This window comes from Amycolatopsis tolypomycina (genome assembly GCF_900105945.1).
GTDB lineage: Bacteria > Actinomycetota > Actinomycetes > Mycobacteriales > Pseudonocardiaceae > Amycolatopsis > Amycolatopsis tolypomycina.
This window is the reverse complement of sequence record NZ_FNSO01000004.1, coordinates 813,049-832,931: the sequence shown is the minus strand read 5'-3', so window position 1 is coordinate 832,931 and position 19,883 is coordinate 813,049. Positions and strand designations below refer to the sequence as shown.

General features: G+C 73.5%; 23 protein-coding genes. 10 read left to right on the top strand and 13 right to left on the bottom strand.

Annotated elements, in window-relative coordinates; genetic code table 11:
• Nucleotides 1–10 precede the first annotated feature (10 nt).
• Nucleotides 11–454, top strand: coding sequence for a YdeI/OmpD-associated family protein (locus BLW76_RS14595; protein ID WP_091307304.1), 444 nt, complete (start codon nucleotides 11–13; stop codon nucleotides 452–454).
• Here BLW76_RS14595 and BLW76_RS14590 read toward each other — a convergent pair whose 3' ends face one another.
• Together BLW76_RS14590 and BLW76_RS14585 are read right to left on the bottom strand one after the other, a co-directional pair.
• On the bottom strand, nucleotides 455–1,858 hold the full coding sequence (locus BLW76_RS14590) for a class I adenylate-forming enzyme family protein (RefSeq protein WP_091307302.1): 1,404 nt from the start codon (nucleotides 1,856–1,858) through the stop codon (nucleotides 455–457).
• 32 nt (nucleotides 1,859–1,890) lie between these two features.
• The gene (locus tag BLW76_RS14585) at nucleotides 1,891–2,874 is read right to left on the bottom strand and encodes a hypothetical protein (protein ID WP_091307300.1); all 984 of its coding nucleotides are present in this window, start codon (nucleotides 2,872–2,874) and stop codon (nucleotides 1,891–1,893) included.
• Nucleotides 2,875–3,091: 217 nt separating this feature from the next.
• On the opposite strand from BLW76_RS14585, the gene BLW76_RS14580 reads away from it, so the two are divergent.
• The 6 genes from BLW76_RS14580 (at nucleotide 3,092) to BLW76_RS14555 (ending at nucleotide 7,147) form a co-directional block, all read left to right on the top strand.
• Complete coding sequence (locus BLW76_RS14580) at nucleotides 3,092–3,436, top strand: WXG100 family type VII secretion target (protein WP_143060628.1); 345 nt, start codon at nucleotides 3,092–3,094, stop codon at nucleotides 3,434–3,436.
• Nucleotides 3,437–3,453: 17 nt separating this feature from the next.
• Nucleotides 3,454–3,756, top strand: a complete 303-nt coding sequence (locus BLW76_RS14575) for a hypothetical protein (protein WP_003057455.1) — start codon at nucleotides 3,454–3,456, stop codon at nucleotides 3,754–3,756.
• A 100-nt stretch (nucleotides 3,757–3,856) separates the two neighbouring features.
• Nucleotides 3,857–4,243: a hypothetical protein gene (locus BLW76_RS14570; RefSeq protein ID WP_091307296.1), complete on the top strand. Its 387-nt coding sequence runs from the start codon at nucleotides 3,857–3,859 to the stop codon at nucleotides 4,241–4,243.
• Nucleotides 4,240–5,535 carry a WXG100 family type VII secretion target gene (locus tag BLW76_RS14565; protein ID WP_091307294.1) on the top strand — a complete coding sequence of 432 codons (1,296 nt, stop codon included), beginning with the start codon at nucleotides 4,240–4,242 and terminating at the stop codon, nucleotides 5,533–5,535. Before BLW76_RS14570 ends, BLW76_RS14565 begins: the two co-directional genes overlap by 4 nt.
• Entirely contained in the window at nucleotides 5,535–6,800 is a 1,266-nt protein-coding gene (locus BLW76_RS14560) for an alpha/beta hydrolase (RefSeq protein ID WP_091307292.1), read from the top strand. Before BLW76_RS14565 ends, BLW76_RS14560 begins: the two co-directional genes overlap by 1 nt.
• Nucleotides 6,797–7,147: a hypothetical protein gene (locus BLW76_RS14555; RefSeq protein WP_091307290.1), complete on the top strand. Its 351-nt coding sequence runs from the start codon at nucleotides 6,797–6,799 to the stop codon at nucleotides 7,145–7,147. The genes BLW76_RS14560 and BLW76_RS14555 overlap by 4 nt, the downstream gene beginning before the upstream one ends.
• Before the next feature lie 149 nt (nucleotides 7,148–7,296).
• On the opposite strand, the gene BLW76_RS14550 is transcribed toward BLW76_RS14555, so the two are convergent.
• From BLW76_RS14550 to nadA, 4 genes are all read right to left on the bottom strand, one after another.
• The gene (locus tag BLW76_RS14550) at nucleotides 7,297–8,442 is read right to left on the bottom strand and encodes a S8 family serine peptidase (protein WP_091307288.1); all 1,146 of its coding nucleotides are present in this window, start codon (nucleotides 8,440–8,442) and stop codon (nucleotides 7,297–7,299) included.
• Nucleotides 8,443–8,530: 88 nt separating this feature from the next.
• Nucleotides 8,531–9,424 carry a carboxylating nicotinate-nucleotide diphosphorylase gene (nadC, locus tag BLW76_RS14545; protein WP_091307286.1) on the bottom strand — a complete coding sequence of 298 codons (894 nt, stop codon included), beginning with the start codon at nucleotides 9,422–9,424 and terminating at the stop codon, nucleotides 8,531–8,533.
• A complete protein-coding gene (locus BLW76_RS14540) occupies nucleotides 9,421–11,064 on the bottom strand; it encodes an L-aspartate oxidase (RefSeq protein WP_091307284.1) in 1,644 nt (547 codons plus the stop codon). Before BLW76_RS14540 ends, nadC begins: the two co-directional genes overlap by 4 nt.
• Entirely contained in the window at nucleotides 11,061–12,071 is a 1,011-nt protein-coding gene (nadA, locus tag BLW76_RS14535; RefSeq protein ID WP_091307282.1) for a quinolinate synthase NadA, read from the bottom strand. The genes BLW76_RS14540 and nadA overlap by 4 nt, the downstream gene beginning before the upstream one ends.
• A 112-nt stretch (nucleotides 12,072–12,183) precedes the next feature.
• On the opposite strand from nadA, the gene BLW76_RS14530 reads away from it, so the two are divergent.
• Complete coding sequence (locus tag BLW76_RS14530) at nucleotides 12,184–12,816, top strand: NUDIX hydrolase (protein ID WP_091319398.1); 633 nt, start codon at nucleotides 12,184–12,186, stop codon at nucleotides 12,814–12,816.
• 40 nt (nucleotides 12,817–12,856) lie between these two features.
• Nucleotides 12,857–13,573: an LON peptidase substrate-binding domain-containing protein gene (locus tag BLW76_RS14525; protein WP_091307280.1), complete on the top strand. Its 717-nt coding sequence runs from the start codon at nucleotides 12,857–12,859 to the stop codon at nucleotides 13,571–13,573.
• Nucleotides 13,574–13,576: 3 nt separating this feature from the next.
• Here the strand turns inward: BLW76_RS14525 and BLW76_RS14520 are convergent, their stop codons facing one another.
• The gene (locus tag BLW76_RS14520; RefSeq protein WP_091307277.1) at nucleotides 13,577–14,017 is read right to left on the bottom strand and encodes a MarR family winged helix-turn-helix transcriptional regulator; all 441 of its coding nucleotides are present in this window, start codon (nucleotides 14,015–14,017) and stop codon (nucleotides 13,577–13,579) included.
• A 63-nt stretch (nucleotides 14,018–14,080) separates the two neighbouring features.
• On the opposite strand from BLW76_RS14520, the gene BLW76_RS14515 reads away from it, so the two are divergent.
• On the top strand, nucleotides 14,081–14,440 hold the full coding sequence (locus BLW76_RS14515; RefSeq protein WP_091307276.1) for a VOC family protein: 360 nt from the start codon (nucleotides 14,081–14,083) through the stop codon (nucleotides 14,438–14,440).
• 17 nt (nucleotides 14,441–14,457) lie between these two features.
• Here the strand turns inward: BLW76_RS14515 and BLW76_RS14510 are convergent, their stop codons facing one another.
• From BLW76_RS14510 to BLW76_RS14485, 6 genes are all read right to left on the bottom strand, one after another.
• Complete coding sequence (locus BLW76_RS14510) at nucleotides 14,458–15,486, bottom strand: M48 family metallopeptidase (protein ID WP_091307272.1); 1,029 nt, start codon at nucleotides 15,484–15,486, stop codon at nucleotides 14,458–14,460.
• A 48-nt stretch (nucleotides 15,487–15,534) separates the two neighbouring features.
• A complete protein-coding gene (locus BLW76_RS14505) occupies nucleotides 15,535–16,131 on the bottom strand; it encodes a DUF2567 domain-containing protein (protein WP_091307269.1) in 597 nt (198 codons plus the stop codon).
• Nucleotides 16,132–16,327: 196 nt separating this feature from the next.
• Nucleotides 16,328–16,522: a biotin synthase auxiliary protein BsaP gene (bsaP, locus tag BLW76_RS14500; RefSeq protein WP_091319397.1), complete on the bottom strand. Its 195-nt coding sequence runs from the start codon at nucleotides 16,520–16,522 to the stop codon at nucleotides 16,328–16,330.
• 7 nt (nucleotides 16,523–16,529) lie between these two features.
• The gene (bioB, locus tag BLW76_RS14495; protein ID WP_091307266.1) at nucleotides 16,530–17,543 is read right to left on the bottom strand and encodes a biotin synthase BioB; all 1,014 of its coding nucleotides are present in this window, start codon (nucleotides 17,541–17,543) and stop codon (nucleotides 16,530–16,532) included.
• A gap of 78 nt (nucleotides 17,544–17,621) precedes the next feature.
• A complete protein-coding gene (bioD, locus tag BLW76_RS14490; RefSeq protein WP_208613536.1) occupies nucleotides 17,622–18,341 on the bottom strand; it encodes a dethiobiotin synthase in 720 nt (239 codons plus the stop codon).
• Between the two features lie 49 nt (nucleotides 18,342–18,390).
• Entirely contained in the window at nucleotides 18,391–19,830 is a 1,440-nt protein-coding gene (locus BLW76_RS14485) for an alpha/beta hydrolase (RefSeq protein WP_091319393.1), read from the bottom strand.
• Between the last annotated feature and the right edge of the window lie 53 nt (nucleotides 19,831–19,883).

Genomic DNA, 19,883 nt, shown 5'->3' with positions numbered 1-19,883 from the left:
TACTCGGTGGATGAGATTCCGCACCCAGGTCCTGCTCGGCGGCAAGACCGCGACCGGCCTGCCGGTTCCCGCCGACGTCGTCGAGGCGCTCGGCGCCGGCAAGAAGCCCGCGGTCACGGTGACCCTCGGCGGGCACACGTACCGCACGACCGTCGCCAGCCGCGGCGGGCAGTTCCTCGTGCCGCTCAGCGCGGAGAACCGGGGCCTGGCCGGGGTGGCCGCCGGGGACGACGTCGAGGTGGAGATCGCCCTCGACACGGCACCCCGCGTCCTCGAGATCCCCGACGACCTGGCCGCAGCGCTCGCCGCGGACGAGACCGCGCGGGCCCGGTTCGAAAGCCTGTCCTACAGCGCGAAACAGCGGTTCGTGCTGCCGATCGGCCAGGCGAAGACCGAGGAGACCCGGCAGCGGCGCGTCGCCAAGGTGATCACCGACCTGCGTGCCGGAGAATAATCAGTCCACAACAGACGCCCGCAGCGCCGCCTTGTCGGGTTTCCCCGACGGCGCCACGGGAACCGAGTCCACGAAGGCGAACCGCGCCGGCACCGCCGCCTCCCCCAGCTCGGCCGCCACGGCCTTGCGCACCTCGTCGAGGTCCGGCGTCCGGCCCGGCGCCGCGACCAGGAACGCGTGCGCCGCTTCCCCGGTCGCGGAGTCGGGCACCGCGACCACGTACGCCTGGTCGACGTCCGGGTGCGCCGCGATCGCCCGCTCGATCGGGCCGGTGTAGTGGATGATCGCGTTCACGATCACCACGTCCCGCGCGCGGCCGGACAGGTGCAGGTAGCCCTCGGCGTCGACGAACCCCAGGTCCTGCGTGCGCACCCAGCCGTCACGCAGCACCTCGGCGGAGCCGGACGGATCACGCCAGTAGCCCGCGAACGCCGACGGCGTGCGCACCCACACCTCGCCGTCCCGCACCGAGATCTCCACCGTGTCGCACGGCTTCCCGACCGAGCCGAGCCCCTCGTCGGCGCGGCAGATCGTCAGCATCCCCGTCTCCGTCTGGCCGTACGCGTGGTGCATCGCGGGCCCGATCCGCTCGGCCGCCTCGGCGAGCGTGTGCGGCGGCACCGGCGAGCCGGCCACGACCAGCCGCCGCAGTGAGCCCAGGTCGACGTCTTCGGCGCGCAGGACGTCCAGGATCCCGTTCAGCCGCGGCACCGTCGTCAGCGCCGCCGTGATGCCCAGCCGCGGCAGCACGCCCGGGAAGTCCGGCGGCGCCTGCGGGATCACCGCCGTGCCGCCCGCGAACAGGCACACCCCCAGCTGCTCGACCATCACCGCGCTGGCGAGCGACCCGAACAGCAGGTACCGCCCGAACCCCGCGCCGAACCGCTCGTGCGCCGAGCCCGGCACCGGCGGCCGCCACACGCGGCCTTCGGTCAGCGCGCGGTAGCTGTAGGCCACGCCCTTGGGGACGCCGGTGCTGCCGCTGGTGAACACGACCGTCGCGATGTCGTCGAGCCGCCCCTGCGGCACCGGCTCGATGCAGGGACCCGGCAGGGATTCCACCGGCAGCACGGGGACCCCGGCCTCCCACGGCTCGTCGGCAACCACCACCGCGACGTCGCCGAGGATGTGCCGCAGCTGCGCCTGGCGCAACCCGGCCCGCACCGCGACCGCGCGGGCGCCGAGCACGTGCACCGCGACGAGCGCGGCGAACCCCTCCGGGGTGACGCCGGTGGCGAGCCCGACGCCGTCGCCGGGGCCGAGCCCGGCCGCCCGCAGGCCCGCGGCGCACCGGCCGATCAGTTCCCGCAGCTCGCCGCGGGTCGTCACCCGCGAGCCGTGCTCGAACGCGGGGACCTCGGGTGCGCGTGCCAGCTCGTCCAGCAGTGCCTGCGGGTGGACCATCTCGACGCACCTTTCGCCCGGGGGCTCCCGGTCTACCGGGCGGATCTCAGAATTTCGGCAGAACCGACCCGCGGCCGCGTCCGCAGCGACAGCGTGGCCGCGACGGCGACCGCCGCGAGCAGCCCGGTGGCCGCGGTGAGCGTCCAGAAGTCCGGGTGCACGACGGACTGGCCGCGCTGGGCCTGCCAGGTGAGCAGCGCGAGCAGGCCCGCGTAGCCGGCGCCCGTGGTCCGGACCAGCCGGCGGCGGACGAGGTCGGATTCGAGCACCCGGTGGCGGCGGGCCAGCAGGAGCAGTCCGAACGCGACCAGCGGCAGCACCTGCAGGCCGTGGATGCCGACGAAGTGCGGGATGCGCAGGTCGCCGCCGACGGTGCTCCAGCCGAGCACGGGCAGGCCGGGCCCGCCGTCCTCGACGCCGACGGAGTGCGCGCCGAACGTCGACGGCTTGCTGCCCGCGTCGAGCACGGCCTGCTGCGCCGGCGTGGGCGAGAACATCAGCATCGCGGTGGCCATCCCGGCCAGCGCCAGGCTCGTCCCCCAGCGCAGCGCCGAATTCAGGGCCCGGTCCGGCAGGCGCTGGAACAGCAGCAGGACGACCACGGCGGCCGTCATCAGCCACGCCAGGTAGGCGCCGCCGCCGACCACGTTGTTGATCGCGACGTCGGCCGGGGTCGCCTTGTTGAAGTGCAGGGTGTGACCGCGGACGGTCAGCTGCCACACCAGCAGGCCCACGTCCGTGCCGATGGCCACGGCGAAGACCGTGCCGAACCACCACCCCGCCCGCCGGCCGCGGCGCAGGAGCGTCAGCAGCCAGGCCAGCGTCAGCGCGTACAACCCGACCGAAACCGCGAACTTGAACGGCTTCAGCCAGATCGGCGCATTGACCAGCGTGCGATCATCGAAGAGCAAGCCGAGCAGCGAGACCGCGCACAGCACCCCCATCGCCCCGGCGAGCACCACCAGCGGGCGGTGCCACGCGCGGAGCGTGACCAGCGGATTTCCCTTGTCTGCCATGGGCTCAAGCCTGGCGCGGGCGCGGCGCGGAAACACTGGAGCGCGCCACCGTCGGCAGGTGGGGAACGCCCTACCGCCGCCCGCGTGGGTAATAGTGCCGTCACCACGACCGGCAGTTGTGCCGTTTGACCACACAGGCCTCTTTTCTAGCGTGACTTTCACACCGCGCGGACCACCGCGCCAGGGGAATTCGCTTCAGGAAGGAGGTGGCCCGTCGATGTCCAGTCCGGGATTCCAGGCAGATTCCGCTGCCATGACGCGCGCCGTCCAGGGTTTCGAGGAAACCGCGACGAACGCCAAGTCCACGATGGCCAGCTTGGAGTCCGAGCTGACCGAGGCGCTGCGCAACTACAAGGGTGACCAGGCCGTGGCCTTCTGGGACCTCCAGCGGCGGCTGCAGGAGAAGATGAGCGTCGCGGTGAAGGAGCTCGACACCATGTCGCAGCTCGTCCACACCAGCCACGCGAACTACGGCCGCGGCGACGCCGACGTCCACCAGAGCTTCCAGGGGGTCGGCAACTCCCTCGAGGGCTCGGGCGTGCTCCCCCGCCTCAACCCCTGACCGGAAGGACGCCCACCATGGCCGACGTCGTCGAAATCAACTTCGCCGCGCTGCAGCACAGCTCGGCATCCCTGGCCGCCAAGGCCAAGGCGCTCACCTCGCAGCTGGAGCAGCTGCACCAGAACCTGCAGCCGATCACCGCGACCTGGTACGCCTCCGGCAGCTCCGCCGGTGACGCCGCCCGCCAGGCCGAGACGCGCCTGCGCCAGGCCACCGCGGACATCGTCGCGATCATCGCGCAGTTCGGCGGGAAGGTCGGCGAGGCGCACGACCTCCAGCAGTCGCTGGAGAACCGCAACCAGGGACTGTTCGCGGGCTGAGCCGCGCCAAGACGTCGGTCGACCGGTGCGGGAAACCCCCCGCTCGCACCGGCCGACCGGCTTTCCCCATGTCAGCCGTCGCGCCAGAGAGCCGGGACCGATGCCAGACCAGTCGTACTACGTCCACCTGGAATCGCTGAAGGACTTCGTGCGGGAGCTGGAGACCCAGATCCACGCGATGTCGAAACCGAACGACTTCCTGCTCACCCTCGGCGAGGAACCGCTGCTGTTCGGCGAGTTCGGCGAGGCCGGGTCGCTGGCCGACGCCCACCGCGCGGCCGTCTCGGAGATGCAGGGCCTGCTCGACCAGGTCCGCAGCGCGATCGGGTTCGCCCAGGACGTGACCACCACGGTCGCCGACGGCTACCAGCACGCCGACCAGTCGGTGGCCGGCGACCTGCACGCGTCGGGCGCCGTCACCGGCCTGCTCGACCCGGTGCTCGGCCTGCTGGGCGGCGGGAACACGGACGGGAGCCGCAAGGGATGACGAACACCGCCCACACGAACTTCGCCGCGTTCAGCCACCAGCAGCTGTACGCGATGCTGCAGGCCGGCGACCCGAACAGCGCGCGGCACGCCGCCGACAAGTGGCAGTCCGCCGCGCGGCACCTGCACGAGCAGGCCCACAACCTGAACGCGGAGCTCCTCGAGTTCAAGGACCAGTGGACCGGTGGGGCCGCGGACCAGTACCAGCGGATGATCATCGACCTCGCGAACGGCATCTCGAAGGTGGCGCGGACCGCGGAGGCGATGAACGTGACGCTCGGCGACGCCGCCGACGCGCTGGTGAAGGCCAAGAAGGAGATGCCACCGCCGGTCTCGGTGCCGGACGTCGCCCCGGCCGACGTCGCGCTCGCGGTGAACCCGCCGCTGCTGCCGCCGGACGCCTCGCCCGCGCTCGTGCAGGCCGCCGCGCAGCAGCGCCAGCAGGCCATCGCGAACGTCGAGGCCCAGCAGGCCGCCGCGAACGCCGCGGGCTCGGCGCACGGCCGCGCGATCGTCGTCATGACGCAGCTGGCCGGCGAGTACACCGCCGCCGAGGAGTCGATCCCGGCGTCGCCGAACGCCGTGCCGGTGCCGTCGACCCCGCCCGCCGGTGGCGGCGCGGGCAGCCCCGGTTCGCCAGGGCTCGTCGGCAACGGCATGAGCGGGGGCGGCGTCGTCGTCACCCCGGCCGACGGGCACCCGCTGCCCGGCGGCGGGACCACGACCCAGCCGGGGACGACCGTGCCGACGTCGAACCCGCTGTTCGGCGACATGTTCACCGCCGGGCTCGCCGCGGCCTCGGCCGCCGCGTTCGGCCGGTTCGGCTCGATCATGCCGAAGGTGCCGTCGTGGGCGACCGGCAAGGATGCCAAGGACGACAAGGAACAGCCGCCGGGCACGAAGCTCGGCGGGGGCGGCGCGGGGGTCGCGGGCGGCGCCGGGGGCGGCATCCCGATCGGCGGCGGTGACGCGCCTTCGCTCGGCGGCGGTGGCGTCCCGGTCGGCGGCGGGCTGACCGGTCCCGGCGAAGTCCCGGCGGCGCACTCCGGCCTGGCCGGCGACGGCGGGGCGGGCAACGCCCTGAGCGGGCTCGCCGGGGGCGCGGCCGGGGCCGCGGGCGCGGCGGCGGCCAAGGGCGCGATGCCGATGATGCCCATGATGCCGATGGGCATGGGCGGCGGCGGGGACATGGGCTCCGGGCGGCGGATCCCGGCGTGGCTGGTGGAGACGGAGAACGTCTGGGGCCAGTCGGCGCCGGTCGCGCCGCCGGTCATCGGCGAAGACGGCTCCTGATGACGGCGGCGGGCTATCGCGTGGCGCCGGCCCGCCTCGACGCGGTGGCCGGCGAGTCCGGTTCCCGTGCCGAGGCGCTGTCTTCGGTGCAGTCCGCGGTGGCGGGTGAGCAGCTGCCGGCCGCCGCGTTCGGCCAGGTGAGCGAGTCCGCCGCCGCGGCCAAGACGTTCGAGAAAACCATGACGGAGCTGGGTTCGCAGCTCCAGTCCGGCGTCTCCCGGCTGCGGACGATCCACAATGGACTGACCGCCTGCGCGGCCGGCTATCGGCGGGCGGACGCGCAGGTGGCCGCGATGTACCGGGCGTTGCTGCCCGAGGAACCGTTGCCCCGCGCGGGAAATCCGGCCGGGATCGGCGGTGCGGCCGACACCGGCGCGTGGGCGCACGCGATCGCGGACAACCGCGTCAAGGTCGCCGACGCCCTGACGGCCGAGCGTGCGCGGCTGGCGGCGTCGACCGACGCGGACGCCATCGCGCGGTCGCAGGCGCGGATCAAGCTCTACGAGGACATCCTGGCGCACGACCGGCAGATCCTGCGGTTCGATCCCGCGGGCAACGGCCGGATCGCCGAGCTGGTCGGGCACATCGAGCCGGGGACGCGGAACGTCGGGCTGTTCGTGCCGGGCGTCAACACGCAGCTGTCGAACTTCGACGCCTACGCCGGTCTCGGGCGCAGCCTGGTGGCCGCGGACCCGTCCGGGCGCACGGCGGTCGTCGTCTGGGCCGACGGGGTGTTCCCGCAGGGCCCGGTGGCGCAGGGACCGGACGCGGGGTACGCGCAGGCGATGGCGCCGGACCTCAAGCACTTCGCCGACGACCTGCGCGGCGAGATCGCGGGCCACGCGGGTTCCGGCGTCACGCTGACGGCGATCGGGCACAGCTACGGCGGGGCGACGGTCGGGCTGGCGGAAGCGCACGGCCTCGACGTCGACCGCGTCCTGCACGTCGAGTCGGCGGGCATGGGCCACGGCGTGTGGTCCCCGGCGGACCTGCCGGCGAGCCAGGCGGGCGTCCAGCGGTTCTCGATGACGGCGCCCCTGGACCCGATCGTGGTGGCGCAGGGCAACGCGTGGGGCCTGGAGTGGACGGGCATCGGCCACGGCGCCGACCCGGACGTCTTCCCGGGGGTGACGGAACTGGGCACGGGTTCCGCCGCCGACGGTTCGGTGCTCTGGGGCGTGTCGTCGCACAACGACGTCCTGAAGCCGGGTTCCGATTCGTGGACGAACATCTACCGCGTCCTCACCTCGGGCGGTGAGCTGTGACCCCGGAACTCAGCCGCCTGGCAACCGAGCTGACGTCGGTGATCGACGACGCCGCGGCAGCGTTCGGCGCGGCCGCCCCGACGGTCTCGGGCGAGCTCGACTGCGACCCGACCCGCCCGGGTCACCTGACGTGCTGGCAGTACGGAGTCCGCGTCGACCACCCGGCCTCGCCCTCCACCGGCCTGGCCACGCTGCTCCCGACGCTGCACCGCGACGGCTGGCAATCCCACGACCGCAGCACCCCCCGTGAACAGATCACGCGTTTCACCCGCGACGGCGCCGACTTCACGGTCCACGTGGCCGCCGCGGTGACGATCATCGGCTCAACCCGCCCCGTCCCGGCCTGACCCCCGTGTCGTCCCCCCAATCACGCGTGTCGACCCTCCAATCACGCGTGTCGGCTCCCCCATCACGCGAGATCCTCAAACTCGCGTGATGGAAGGGTCAACTCACGTGATTGAGGGGTCGACACGCGTGATTGAGGGGTCGACACGGGCTACGGGGTGAAGCGGGAGGGGCGCCAGCCCCGGCGGCGAGCCCGGCGGACCGCCGCCACCGTGACTCCCGCGGCCGCGGCCAGAGCCACTCCGGCCAGCGCGATCGTGCCGGCCGTGACGTCGGACGGGCGGGGCGCGGGTGCGGCGGCCGGGACCACCGTCGGCGCAGAGGCTGCAGGCGCAACCGCGCCCGGCCCGGCGACGTCGGCCGGCAGGGTGGACGACACCGCCGCGTAGGCGTCCAGGACTCCCCAGCCTAGCCGCGGGTCGTGCGCGCCGGACGGCGGGCGGTGGGCCGTCAGCGTCAGGCGCGTGACGACCTGCTCCCCGGACAGCGCCGGGTGGTACGCCCGCACCAGCGCCGCGACCCCGGCGACGTACGCCGCCGCGAGGCCCGGGTCGGTCACCGGCCAGCGGTGGGCCACCGCACCGCCCGCGCCCGCCGACGTGCTCACCAGCTCCGCGCCCGGGGCCGCGAGGCCGACGTGGTCACCCGCCTCCGTCTGCACCGGCTCGCCCGCCGGGTTCACCGACCCGACGGCCAGCACGCCGGACGTCGCCGTCGGGTACGTCCGGGCGCCCTGCTGGGACGCCGCTGCCGCCGAGACGACCACCGCGCCTGCCGACCGCGCCCGCGCGACCGCCGACGACAGCGCCGGGCTGTCGGCCGCCGCGGGCACCGCCACCAGGATGACGCCCGCGCGCCGGTCGACGGCCGTGTCGATCGCCTCGGCCAGCTCGCCCGGGTCTCCGCCGTCGGACGTCGCGTAGCGGATCGGCAGCAGGTGCGCGCCGGGCGCGACGCCGGCGAACGTCGTCGACGGGTCCGGCTGCGCGCCGACGATCCCGGCCGCGATCGTGCCGCGGCCGTCGCAGTCCGTGCGCTCGGTGCGGGCGCCGCCTTCGAGCTGGCCGGGTGCGAACTGCGCGTTCTGCCCGTCGACGCCGGTGCCGATCACCGCGACCAGCTGGCCCTCGCCCCGCGTCAGCGGCCACAGCCGCGCCGGGTCGACCAGCCGCTGGCCCCACGGGATCTCGCCGGAGTACGTGCCGGACGGGTTCGCGCACCCCTGCGCCGAAGCGGCCGGTGCCCCGAAGACGCCACAGGCGCCGGAGGCCGCCACGAGACCCGCCACCGCGAGCACCGCCGGTAACCGCACCCGAACCCCCGAAACCGAAAGACGGTGGCGGACAAGGAAGTCCGCCACCGCCAGTCTAGCCCGGAACGACGTCTCAGCGAAGGTCCATGCCGAGATCCAACGCCGGCGAGGAATGCGTCAGCCCGCCCACCGACAGATAGTCCACACCGGACAGTGCGTAGGCCTTACCACGGTCGAGGGTGAGCCCACCAGAGGATTCCAGCCGCGTTTTCGGCGAGACGTCGTCGCGGCGCGCCACCGCCCGGCGGCACTCCTCGGGCGTGAAGTTGTCCAGCAGCACCTCGTCCGCCCCGGCGGACAGGGCCTCCTCCAGCTGCTCGAGGGTGTCGACCTCGACCTCGCAGGCCAGTTCCGGCGCGTGCGCACGGGCCGCGGCCAGCGCCGCCGTCACCGAGCCCGCGGCGACGACGTGGTTGTCCTTGATCAGCACCGCGTCGCCGAGGCCCAGCCGGTGGTTGACGCCGCCGCCGCAGCGGACGGCGTACTTCTGCAGCAGCCGCAGGCCCGGCAACGTCTTGCGGGAATCCCGGATCGCGCACCCGGTACCGTCCACTTCGGACACCCACGCGGCGGTCGCGGTGGCGACGCCGGAGAGGTGGCACAGCAGGTTCAGCGCCGTGCGCTCGGCGGTGAGCAGCCCGCGCACCGGCCCGGCCAGCACCAGCGCGGGCTCGCCCGCGACCAGCCGGTCGCCGTCCTCGCGCCGGGCGAGCACCTCGTAGCCGTCGCCCAGCACCATGTCGAACACGGCGAGCGCCACCGGCAGCCCGGCGACCACGCCGTCCACCCGCGGGGTCAGCTCGGCGACGGCGACGGCGGAAGCCGGCACGGTCGACGCCGTCGTCGCGTCCGGCCCGTACCGCAGGTCCTCGCCCAGCGCCGTGGTGACCACGCGCTCGACGTCGTCGACGTCCAGCCCGGCGGCCGCGATCAGGCGGCGGACGGAGTCGGAGATCGGGAACGTCATGCCACGCCCTCCAGGGGGATCGGGTCGGCCAGCACGGGCTGGCCGGACGGGCTGAGGCGGATGAGCTGGCTGCGCCGCCGGCCGTCTTCGCGCCCCGGGAAGTCGGTGCGCACGTGGCAGCCCCGCGACTCGGTGCGCCGGACGGCCGCGGCGAGCAACGCCTGCGCCACCACGGTCAGCGCCGCGTCCTCGACGCCCGCGTACGTCCACAACGGAGTGTCCGAAAGGGACAGGTCGAGCACCGAGCCGGCCGCGGCCAGCCCGTCGGCGTCCCGGCCGATGGCCGCGTACCGGCTCATCACGCGCTGCAGGGAGTCGCGTTCGGCCGCCGGCGCGGTGGTCCGCGACGGCAGGCGCCCCCGCGCCGGGTCGGCCAGCAGCCCGGCCGCGAGGTCCGCCGCGACGGCCTCCGCGACGCGCTGCCCGACGACCAGGCCTTCGAGCAAGCTGTTGGAGGCCAGGCGGTTCGCGCCGTGCAGCCCGGTCCGCGCGACCTCGCCGGCCGCGTAGAGCCCGGCCACCGACGAGCGTCCGTCGGTAGTGGTCACCACGCCGCCGCACGAGAAGTGCGCCGCCGGGGTCACCGGGATCGGGTCCACGGCGGGGTCGAGGCCGAGCGCCGCGCACGCGGCGAACACCGTCGGAAACCGCTGCGCGAAGCCCGCGACGCCGGTCGCGTCGAGGAAGACGTGGTCGTCGATGCCGCCCGGCGCTGTCCCCATCCGCCGCGTGATCGCCGCCGAGACGACGTCGCGCGGCGCGAGGTCGCCGAGCGGGTGCACGCCGGCCATCACCGGCAGGCCGGCGCCGTCGACCAGGGTCGCGCCCTCGCCGCGCACCGCCTCGGTGACCAGCGGGCAGCGGCCGCGCGCGCCCGGCGTGTAGAGCACCGTCGGGTGGAACTGCACGAACTCGATGTCCGCCACGGTCGCGCCGGCCCGCAGCGCGAGCGCCAGCCCGTCGCCGGTGGCGATTTCCGGGTTCGACGTCGCCTGGTAGAGCTGCCCGAGGCCGCCGCTGGCCACCAGCACGGCCGACGCGCGGACGGCGCCGGGCACGCCGTGGCGGTCGAGGACCGTCACGCCGGCGACCCGTCCGCCCGGGGTGAGCAGCGCGTCGACGGCGATGTGGTGCTCCAGCACCGGCACCCCCGCCTGCCCGGCCTGCGCGACCAGGGCGCGTTCGACTTCGGCGCCGGTCGCGTCGCCGCCCGCGTGGATCACGCGGAACGCGCTGTGCCCGCCTTCGCGGCCCCGCGCGAGCAACCCGGAAGCCGCGACGTCGAACTTCGCGCCGTCGGCCCGCAGCCGGGCGACCGCGGCCGGGCCGCCGTCGATGATCGAGCGCACCGCGACCTCGTCGCACAGGCCGGCGCCCGCGGTGAGGGTGTCCTCCGCGTGCCGGGTGACCGAGTCGTCGAGGTCGTGCTCGTTTTCCAGGACGACGGCGACGCCGCCCTGTGCCCAGCGCGTGTTGCCGTCCGCGACGGCGGCCTTGGTGACCACCAGGACGTGCAGCCCGAGGGCCTGCGCGCGCAGCGCCGCGGTCAGCCCCGCGACGCCGCTGCCGATCACGACCAGGTCGGCACGCGCTTCCCAGACCGGGGTTTTCGCCCGTGGGTCATTAACCGGCGTGGTCATTCGCCGCCGCCGGGCTGCCCGATCTCGATCATCCGCTGCACCGAAGCCCGCGCGCGAGCGGCCGTCTCGACGTCCACGTGGACCTCGTCGAGGCCGTCACGCAGGCAGCGCAGCAGCGCCGCGGGCGTGATCATCTTCATGTACCGGCAGGAGGCTCGGTCGTTCACCGCGCGGAAGTCGATGCCCGGCGCGGCCTTGCGGAGCTGGTGGATCATGCCGATCTCGGTGGCCACCAGCACGGTCTTGGCCTTCGTGTCGCGGGCCTCGTGGACCATGTCGCCGGTGGAGAGGATCTTCACCCGCTCCGGCGCCACGGCCCCCTCGCCGGCCAGGTAGAGCGCCGACGTCGCGCACCCGCACTCGGGGTGGATGAACAGGTCGGCCTCCGGCTCCGCGGCCGCGCGCTCGGCCAGCTCGGCGCCGTTGATGCCGGCGTGGACGTGGCACTCCCCCGCCCAGACGTGCATGTTCCCCCGGCCGGTGACGCGCTTGACGTGGGCGCCGAGGAACTGGTCCGGCAGGAAGAGAACTTCCTGGTCAGCGGGGATGGACGCGACGACGTCGACGGCGTTCGAGGACGTGCAGCAGATGTCCGTTTCGGCCTTCACCTCGGCCGTGGTGTTGACGTAGGAGACGACCACCGCGCCCGGGTGCTCGGCCTTCCAGGCCCGCAGCTCGGCGCCGGTGATGGAGTCGGCCAGCGAGCAGCCGGCCCGCGCGTCCGGGATCAGGACGGTCTTCTCCGGCGACAGGATCTTCGCGGTCTCGGCCATGAAGTGCACACCGCAGAAGACGATGGTGGACGCGTCGCTGCTCGCCGCGATGCGGCTGAGCGCGAGGGAGTCGCCGGTGTGGTCGGCGATGTCCTGGATCTCCGGGGCCTGGTAGTTGTGCGCGAGCAGGACCGCGTCGCGCTGCTTCGCCAGGCGCCGCACCTCCTCGGCCCAGGCCGCGTTCGCCTCGACCCCGCCGTAGGGGGTGAGGTCCTGATCGAGCGTGGAAGTCATGCTGGCCCTCCTGGACCGGTCTCCGGTTTTCGCCTTACAATCGAAAACCGTGCGAAGTCATCTTAACACCCAGGCCCCCTTGGCCCACGAGGTTTTGGGCGCGGTCCTGCAAGTGCGCTCGGACACACTGCGGGTGCTGCTGTGGCGCCGCGCACTCGACCCGCACCTCGGCCGCTGGTCGCTGCCGGGCGGGCGGCTGCGCCCCGACGAGGACGTCGAGACGTCGATCCGGCGCCAGCTCGCCGAGAAGGTCGACGTCCGCCAGCTCAAGCACGTCGAGCAGCTCGCGGTGTTCAGCGCCCCGGACCGCGTGCCGGGGCCGCGCGTGGTGGCGACGGCGTTCCTCGGGCTGGTCCCGTCCGACGTCGACCCCGAGGTGCCCGAGGACACGCAGTGGCACGACGTCGCGAAGCTGCCGCGCACGGCCTTCGACCACGAGGCGATCGTGCTGCGCGCCCGCGACCGGCTGCGTTCGAAGCTTTCCTACACCAACCTCGGCTTCGCGCTGGCGCCCGACGAGTTCACGATTTCCGCGCTGCGCGGCCTGTATTCGGCGGCACTCGGTTACCGCGTCTCGGCGACGAACCTGCAGCGCGTGCTGTCGCGGCGCGGACTGCTGGTGCCCACCGGTCACACGGCGCCGCCGGGCCGCTCGGGCGGACGGCCCGCGGCCTTGTTCTCCTTCGCCGGCAAGGGCATGCAGATCACCGATCCGTTCGCGGTCTTCAAGCCGCCGTCCAAGTGACCGTGCTGCGCCGGAGGCGTTCTCCCTTTACCGTGGACGCGTGACGGAGCCGGAATCGGAAAGTGACGCGACGACGACGATCCTGCCGTTGTTCCCGCTTCAGACCGTGCTGCTGCCCGGCACCAAGCTCCCGCTGCACATCTTCGAGCCGCGGTACCGCCAGCTGACGGCGGATCTGGTGAGCGGCACGGTGCCGGGGCGCGAGTTCGGCGTGGTCGCGCTGCGGTCGTCGCTCACCCGCGAAGTGCGTGGTCTGGACCAGTTGTACGAGATCGGCTGCAGCACGGTCCTGCGCGAGGCCAAGCGCCTGCCGGACGGCCGGTTCGACGTGGTGACGCAGGCTCGGCGCCGCTTCCGCCTGCGCGAGCTCGACTGCGTTTCGGCGCCCTACCTGATCGCCTCGGTGGAGTGGGTCGACGACGACCCGCCCGCCCCGTCCGGCGGCATGGCCGACTGCCTGGCCACGGTGGCCCGCGCAGCCCACCAGCGGTACTGCGAAACGGCGTGGCGCAGCGAAGACTGGCACGCCCCGGACCCGGACACCACGCTCGCCGAGCTGGCGTACGCGCTGGCCGCGGACTGCCTGCTGCCACTGGAAGACCGCCAGCGGCTGCTGGAGGAGCTCCACCCGCTGCGCCGGCTCCGCATCGCCTGCCGCCTGCTGACGCGCGAGACGGGGTTCCTGAACACGCTGGGCGCGGTGCCGCTGCCCCCGGGCGAGCTGACCGACCTGAGCCGGCCGGCCAGCTTGAACTGACCGCTAGCCGTCCCGCAGCGACCGGACCATGCCCCGCAGGAGCCGGAACGCCTCCGCCTGCTCGGCGCCGGTCAGCCCGGACAGCATCCTGACCTCGACCGCCCGCACCGCCGCGGTCGCCTGCTCCAGGCTGCGCCTGCCGAGCGGCGTGAGGCGGGTGGGCAACGCCTTCCCGACCGGCGGCGCGGCCGGCCGGGTCACGTAGCCGTCCCGTTCGAGCGCCTGGAGCAGCACGTTCATCGACTGCCGGGTCACGAAGGCGCCGCGCGCGAGCTCAGAGTTCGACAGGCCCGGCCGCTGGGCCAGCAGCTCGAGGCAGGAGTAGTGCGTCACGCTCATCCCGAGCGGCCGCAGCACCTCCTCCATGGCCACCCGGAGGGCGCTCGACGCCTCCTTCAGCAGATAGCCCAGCGACGTCTGGAGGTCGATGCCGTCTTGACTCATGTCAGTATCCTGACATACAGTCGGCCGTGTCAGGAACCTGACACGAAACGAAGGAGCGTCACCTTGCCCGCCACCGGCCCCGACTTCATCTCGTTCCAAGCGCGCGACCTCGACGCTTCCCAGGCGTTCTACGAGCGGTACCTCGGCCTCGTCCGCTCGCCGGCCGGCCCGCCGCACGCCGTCGTCTTCGAGACGAAGCCGATCGCGTTCGCCCTCCGGGAGGTCATCCCCGGCACCGATCTCGCGCAGCCGGGCGCCGGGGCCGCGATCTGGCTGCACGCCACCGACGTCCAGGCGATCCACGACGCGCTGGCCGCCGACGGCCACCCCATCGTCTCCGCACCGATCGACGGCCCCTTCGGCCGGACGTTCACCTTCGCCGACCCCGACGGCTACCGGGTCACCCTGCACGACCGCGCCTGACCGGCCCGGCCGGGGGCTCAGTCCCCCGAGCCGTTGCCGAACTTGTTCCAGACCTTGCCCGCCGCGCCGGAGACCGCCCCGCCGACGTCGCTGAACACCTTCGTCAGCGGGTCCGTGGACGAGTTCCACGCCTCCTTGTAGGACTTGGCCGCCGACTTCAGGTCGTCCATCCAGTCCGACGACGGCGAGTCTCCGTCGCGGCGCGGGTAGTCCCCGGCCAGGATCGCGCGGTACTCCTCGGAGGCCGCCCACTTCTGCAGCTGGGCCGCGCGGACCACGGCGAACGGGTGCACCTCGGTCTCGACGGACTTGAGCTTGAGGAAGCTGTCGCGGATGTCCTCGACGGACTCGTACTCGGCGGCCTGCTGCAGGAACGACGGGACGTCGATGCGGGCCGGGTCGATGCCGCCGGCGACCTGGATCTGGGCGCGCAGCGCCGCCGTCGGGTCCTGGCTGCACAGCAGCCCGGCCCGGTCGCACGACAGCTCGGCCTTGCGGAACCACTCGCGCAGCGCCGCGACGATGGCGCGGATGCCGAGCGCGCTGACCGGCGTCCACGACATCGCCAGCTGCAGGCGGATCAGGCGCACCATGATCGTGCGGTAGACGGCGTGCCCGGACAGCACGTGGCCCATCTCGTGCCCGAGCACGAACCGCAGCGAGTCGACGCTCATCAGCTCGACGAGCCCGGTGCTGACGCGGATGAACGGCTCGTCCATGCCGACCGCCTCGGCCCGGATCTGCGGGTCCTGGAAGACGAACACGTTCGGCACCGCGGGCAGGTCGAGCGTCTCGGCGCATTCGTGGCGCAGCCGCTCGAGCTCCGGGTACTGCTTCGGCCCGACGCGGATCGACGACGCGAGCGCCATCAGCCGCTCGCCGCGTTCGTTGTAGAAACCCGAAACGGCCTTGACGACGTCGGCGAACCCGGGCACCGCACGCAGCGTGGCGAGCGCGCCGCGGTCGACCGGGTGCTCGTACGCTCTCGGGCTGATGCCGGGGAAGCGGACGGCGTTGTGCCGCGAAACTTCGATGTCTTCGGTCACTGCTGGATCCCCCCTGTAGGTGACGGACACCACCTTAGGGGAAACCGGTCAGCCGAGGCGGCGACCCAGGTCGTCGCGGCCGTTCCAGGTGGCCAGGAGGCTGTAGGCGATCGACACGCCGAGCGGGCCGGTGAGCAGCACCCACCAGGATTCCAGGCGGGGCGCCAGTTCGATCACCGAGCCGAGCGCGGGCGGGCCGGTGACGGCGTAGTGGCTGTTCGCCCAGCCGACGCCGAGCAGCATCGCGAGCGCCCCGGCGAGCGCGACGCCGAGCACGGCGGCGAGGAACACCACGGGGCCACGCCGTTCGCGCAGCAGCCAGACGACGACACCGACGACGATCCCCAGCCCCAGCAGGAGAAACCCGAAGACGGCCAGGTCGTCGAAGCGGTGCCAGCTCTCCAGTTCCAGCGCGCCCTGGGTGCCGTCGGCGGCGACGATCCGGACCCGCTCCGGCGGCGCGAGCCGCGACCACGCGAAGGCGAGCGGGAAGCTCAGCAGGGTCAGGGTGCCGAGCACGCTGACGGCGGGCAGCAGGTCGGCCTTGACGACGACCCGCGGCCGCCGTTCCCGGAACAGCACGGGCACGGACCACGGGCCGGCCACGGCCGACGGCCGGTGCGCGGGCCCCGACGACTCACTCACCCGGACTCCTTCCTGCGACGGTTTCCTGCGGCTGTGCCCACCGAGCGTAACCGGTCGGTGCGGGCGCGCGGTGAGGCGCTCGCCGTGTCGCGCTCGGGGGTGCTGGTGAACGATCCGGTTAGTTACGCCGGCGGCAGCACCCTCGCGGCGCCGCACCAATGAACGATCCGGTTAGTTACCCAGCCGCGCGGCGCCGTCAGCCGCTGGCCGTCTCGCCGTGGCGGCTGCAGCGGGCCGTCCAGCCGAGCGGGCTCACCTGGACCACCAGCCGGCGCGCGCAGAACGTGCAGTACCGCGGCGGCTCCAGCGCCGTCCGGGGGTTGTGGCACGCCGGGTGGTCCGCCCCACCCGGCGACTGCTGTCCACAGTGGACACAGAAGGCAGCGTCCAAGGCAGGCTCAGAGACTGTCACTGAGCGCCTTGATGGGCATCTTGAGCTCGTCCAGCATCTCCAGGTCCGCCGAAGCCGGCCGGCCCAGGTTGGTCAGGTAGTTGCCGACGATGATCGCGTTGATGCCGCCGAGCATGCCCTGCTCCGCGCCGAGGTCGCCGAGCGTCAGCTCGCGGCCGCCCGCAAACCGGAGCATCGTGCGCGGCATCGCGAGCCGGAACGCCGCGACCGTCCGCAGGGCGTCGCGGCCCTCCACGATCTCGTAGTGCTCGTACGGCGTGCCGGGCTGCGGGATGAGGAAGTTCATCGGCACCTCGTGCGGGTTCAGCTCGGCCAGCTGCACGGCGAACTCCGCGCGCTGCTCGACCGTCTCCCCCATCCCGATGATGCCGCCGCAGCAGACCTCCATGCCCGCCTCGGCGACCATCCGCAGCGTGTCCCAGCGCTCTTCCCACGTGTGCGTCGTGACCACGGACGGGAAGTGCGAGCGCGCCGTCTCGAGGTTGTGGTTGTAGCGGTGGACGCCCATGTCGACGAGCTCGTCGACCTGCTCCTGCGTCAGCATGCCCAGAGAGCAGGCGATCTGGATGTCGTTGCCGTCCGCGCGGATCGCGCGGACGCCCTCGCGGACCTGCGAGAGCAGCCGCTTGTCCGGGCCGCGGACGGCGGCGACGATGCAGAACTCCGTCGCGCCGGTTTCGGCGGTCTGCCGGGCGGCCTTCACCAGGTTCGGGATGTCGAGCCACGCCGAGCGCACCGGCGTCGGGAAGCGGCCGGACTGGGAGCAGAAGTGGCAGTCCTCGGGGCAGCCGCCGGTCTTGAGGCTGATGATGCCCTCGACCTCGACCTCGGGGCCGCACCAGCGCATCCGCACCTCGTGCGCCAGGGCGAGCAGGTCGGGCAGCCGCTCGTCGGGCAGCCGGAGCACGTCGAGGACCTGCTGTTCACCCAGGCCGACGCCGTTCTCGAGGACCTGCTCGCGCGCTAGGGCGAGGACATCGGTGTCCGGGACTGCGGTCACGGCGGCTCCTTGATCGAGGTGGTGCGGCAAACGTCCCTCATCGTGCACGAAGGGACGTCGAGGGGACAGCGATGCAGGTCACTTCCCGGCGGAAGCGCAGCCCGCGAACAGCTCCGGGTCGAATTCGCCGCCGAACCACGGCGAGAGCCCGGCCCGCGCCGCGGTCAGGAAGTCCTCGCGGGAGGCCCGGCCGATGTCCGCGGGCAGCACCCCGAGCAGCGGGGCCCCGGCCGCGACCGGCAGGTCTTCGAGGTTGGACAGCGCCGCGAGGTCCGGTTCGGCTGGCCACGCGCCGATGATCACCCCGGCGACGGTGAGCCCGCGCCTGGTGGCGACCTCGGCGGTCAACGCCGTGGCGTTGAGGGTGCCGAGGCCGGCCTCGGCCACGATGATGACGAGCGAGCCGAGCGACCAGGCGACGTCGGCGAGGCTGGCGCCGGTGCCGTTGAAGCGCACCAGCAGCCCGCCCGCGCCTTCGATCAGGGTGAGGTCGTGCCCGGTGTCCAGGTCCGACGCCGCCTGCGCGATCTCGCCGGGGTCGAGCGCCGGGAGGCCGCTGCGGCGGGCCGCGGCCTCCGGCGACAACGGGTCCGGGTACCGGCGCAGCTCGCGCGTCGTCACCTCGGGCCCGGCGAGGCGGACGACGTCCTGCAGGTCACCGGGCTCATCGGGGCCGACACCAGTCTGGGCCGGTTTCAGCACCGCCGCCCGCTGCCCGCCGGCCACCGCCAGCGCCGCGATCGCCGCCGTGGTGATCGTCTTGCCGACCCCGGTCCCGGTTCCCGTCATCACCAGCATGGTCACGACCAACCAACATAGTGACCCCGGCCGGCGGGCGACGACCGGGTCAGGCCGGGCAGAACGTGTCCCCGGCCGGGCGCACCCCCTCGGCGAGGTAGCGGGCCACCGCCGTGTTCGCGCAGGCGTTGGTGCCGAACAGGTAGGCGCGGTGGCCGCCCTGGTCGACCGTCAGCAGCCTGGCCCGGTGCCCCAGCGCCGCGCGCATCTCGACGCCGCCCGGGTAGTCGGTGCCGTTGTCGCGCAGGTTCTGCACCATGAGGATGTTCGACGGGCCGCGGTCGGTGATGCGCACCTGCGGCTCCGTCCGCTGCGCCGGCCAGAACGCGCAGGCCCAGACGTTCGCCGCGGCCGCGCCGAGCATCGGGTAGCGGGCCCTGTCCTCGGCCACGGCCTGCCGGTAGACCTCGACGTCCTTCGGCCAGCCGTCCATGTTGCAGACGATCGCCAGCAGCCCGGAGAAGTCGAACCCGGGCGGCAGCGGCGGCCGCGCGATCGTGCCGTTGTCGGCCTGCTGCCAGACCTGGGCGAGCAGCGGGAAGGTCGCGTCCGACTGGGTGAGGGCTTCGTTGATCCAGCGGAAGGTGGCGCCGTCGACGGTCTCGATCGGCGTCTGGTCGAGCTTCGCGGCGAGCGCGAAGTACTTGGCCTTCACGGCTTCCGGCGTGCTGCCGAGGCCGTAGGTCGCGTCCTGGGCGGCGAGCCAGGCGGCGAAGTCGGGGAAGTGCTTCTCGAAGCCCGAAGCGAACCGGCGCGACCAGGTGTAGTCGAGCCCGCCCGGCCCGGTCGAGCTGTCCAGCACCACCCGATCGGTGCGGTGCGGGTACATCGTCGCGTAGGTCGCGCCGAGGAAGGCCCCGAACGAGTAGCCGAGGAAGGAGATCCGCCGTTCGCCGAGGGCCGCCCGGATGCCGTCGAGGTCACGCGCGACGTTCCGGACGGTGATGTGCGGCAGCAGCGGTGCCGACGGCGCGGCCGCGCAGCCCTGGGCGTTCTGACTGGCCACCGCGGCCTGGGTGTCGACGCCCGCGGGCGTCACGGCGTAGGCGGGCGGGATCATGAACGTCACGGGCAGGTTGCACGTCACCCGGGTGCTGTTCCCGGCCCCGCGCGGGTCGAAGGCGATCAGGTCGTAGGCGTCCCGCACGGCCTGCGGCAGGCCCAGGGCCAGCAGCTGCAGCGGCAGGGCGAGCTGGGAGTCGCCCTGCGATCCCGGGTTCAGCAGGAGCACCCCGCGGCGCTTGGCCGGATCGGCGGCCGGCAGCCGGGAGAACGCGAGCGTGATCTTGGCTCCCGACGGCTGCGCGTAGTCCAGCGGCGCGCTCATCGTCGTGCACTGCAGCCCCTGGGCCGGTTCGGGCACCCCGGCGCAGGGCTGCCAGGTGAGTGCCGTGCCGGCCGTCGAAGCGACGGCCGGCACGGCGGGAAACGCGGTGACCGCGGCCAGCGCGGCCACGACGAGCACCCGGAAACGTCTGGATAGCGACATGGACTGGCCATCCCCCTTCGGCGCGACGGCGCGGGCCCCCATCCCGTGTGCCG

Excerpts from the sequence above, each read along its gene's own strand:
- BLW76_RS14595 (WP_091307304.1), top strand. The coding sequence starts at position 11 with ATGAGATTCCGCACCCAGGTCCTGCTCGGCGGCAAGACCGCGACCGGC.
- BLW76_RS14590 (WP_091307302.1), bottom strand. The coding sequence starts at position 1,858 with ATGGTCCACCCGCAGGCACTGCTGGACGAGCTGGCACGCGCACCCGAG.
- BLW76_RS14585 (WP_091307300.1), bottom strand. The coding sequence starts at position 2,874 with ATGGCAGACAAGGGAAATCCGCTGGTCACGCTCCGCGCGTGGCACCGC.
- BLW76_RS14580 (WP_143060628.1), top strand. The coding sequence starts at position 3,092 with ATGTCCAGTCCGGGATTCCAGGCAGATTCCGCTGCCATGACGCGCGCC.
- BLW76_RS14575 (WP_003057455.1), top strand. The coding sequence starts at position 3,454 with ATGGCCGACGTCGTCGAAATCAACTTCGCCGCGCTGCAGCACAGCTCG.
- BLW76_RS14570 (WP_091307296.1), top strand. The coding sequence starts at position 3,857 with ATGCCAGACCAGTCGTACTACGTCCACCTGGAATCGCTGAAGGACTTC.
- BLW76_RS14565 (WP_091307294.1), top strand. The coding sequence starts at position 4,240 with ATGACGAACACCGCCCACACGAACTTCGCCGCGTTCAGCCACCAGCAG.
- BLW76_RS14560 (WP_091307292.1), top strand. The coding sequence starts at position 5,535 with ATGACGGCGGCGGGCTATCGCGTGGCGCCGGCCCGCCTCGACGCGGTG.
- nadC (WP_091307286.1), bottom strand. The coding sequence starts at position 9,424 with ATGACGTTCCCGATCTCCGACTCCGTCCGCCGCCTGATCGCGGCCGCC.
- BLW76_RS14540 (WP_091307284.1), bottom strand. The coding sequence starts at position 11,064 with ATGACCACGCCGGTTAATGACCCACGGGCGAAAACCCCGGTCTGGGAA.
- nadA (WP_091307282.1), bottom strand. The coding sequence starts at position 12,071 with ATGACTTCCACGCTCGATCAGGACCTCACCCCCTACGGCGGGGTCGAG.
- BLW76_RS14520 (WP_091307277.1), bottom strand. The coding sequence starts at position 14,017 with ATGAGTCAAGACGGCATCGACCTCCAGACGTCGCTGGGCTATCTGCTG.
- bioD (WP_208613536.1), bottom strand. The coding sequence starts at position 18,341 with ATGCTGGTGATGACGGGAACCGGGACCGGGGTCGGCAAGACGATCACC.
- BLW76_RS14485 (WP_091319393.1), bottom strand. The coding sequence starts at position 19,830 with ATGTCGCTATCCAGACGTTTCCGGGTGCTCGTCGTGGCCGCGCTGGCC.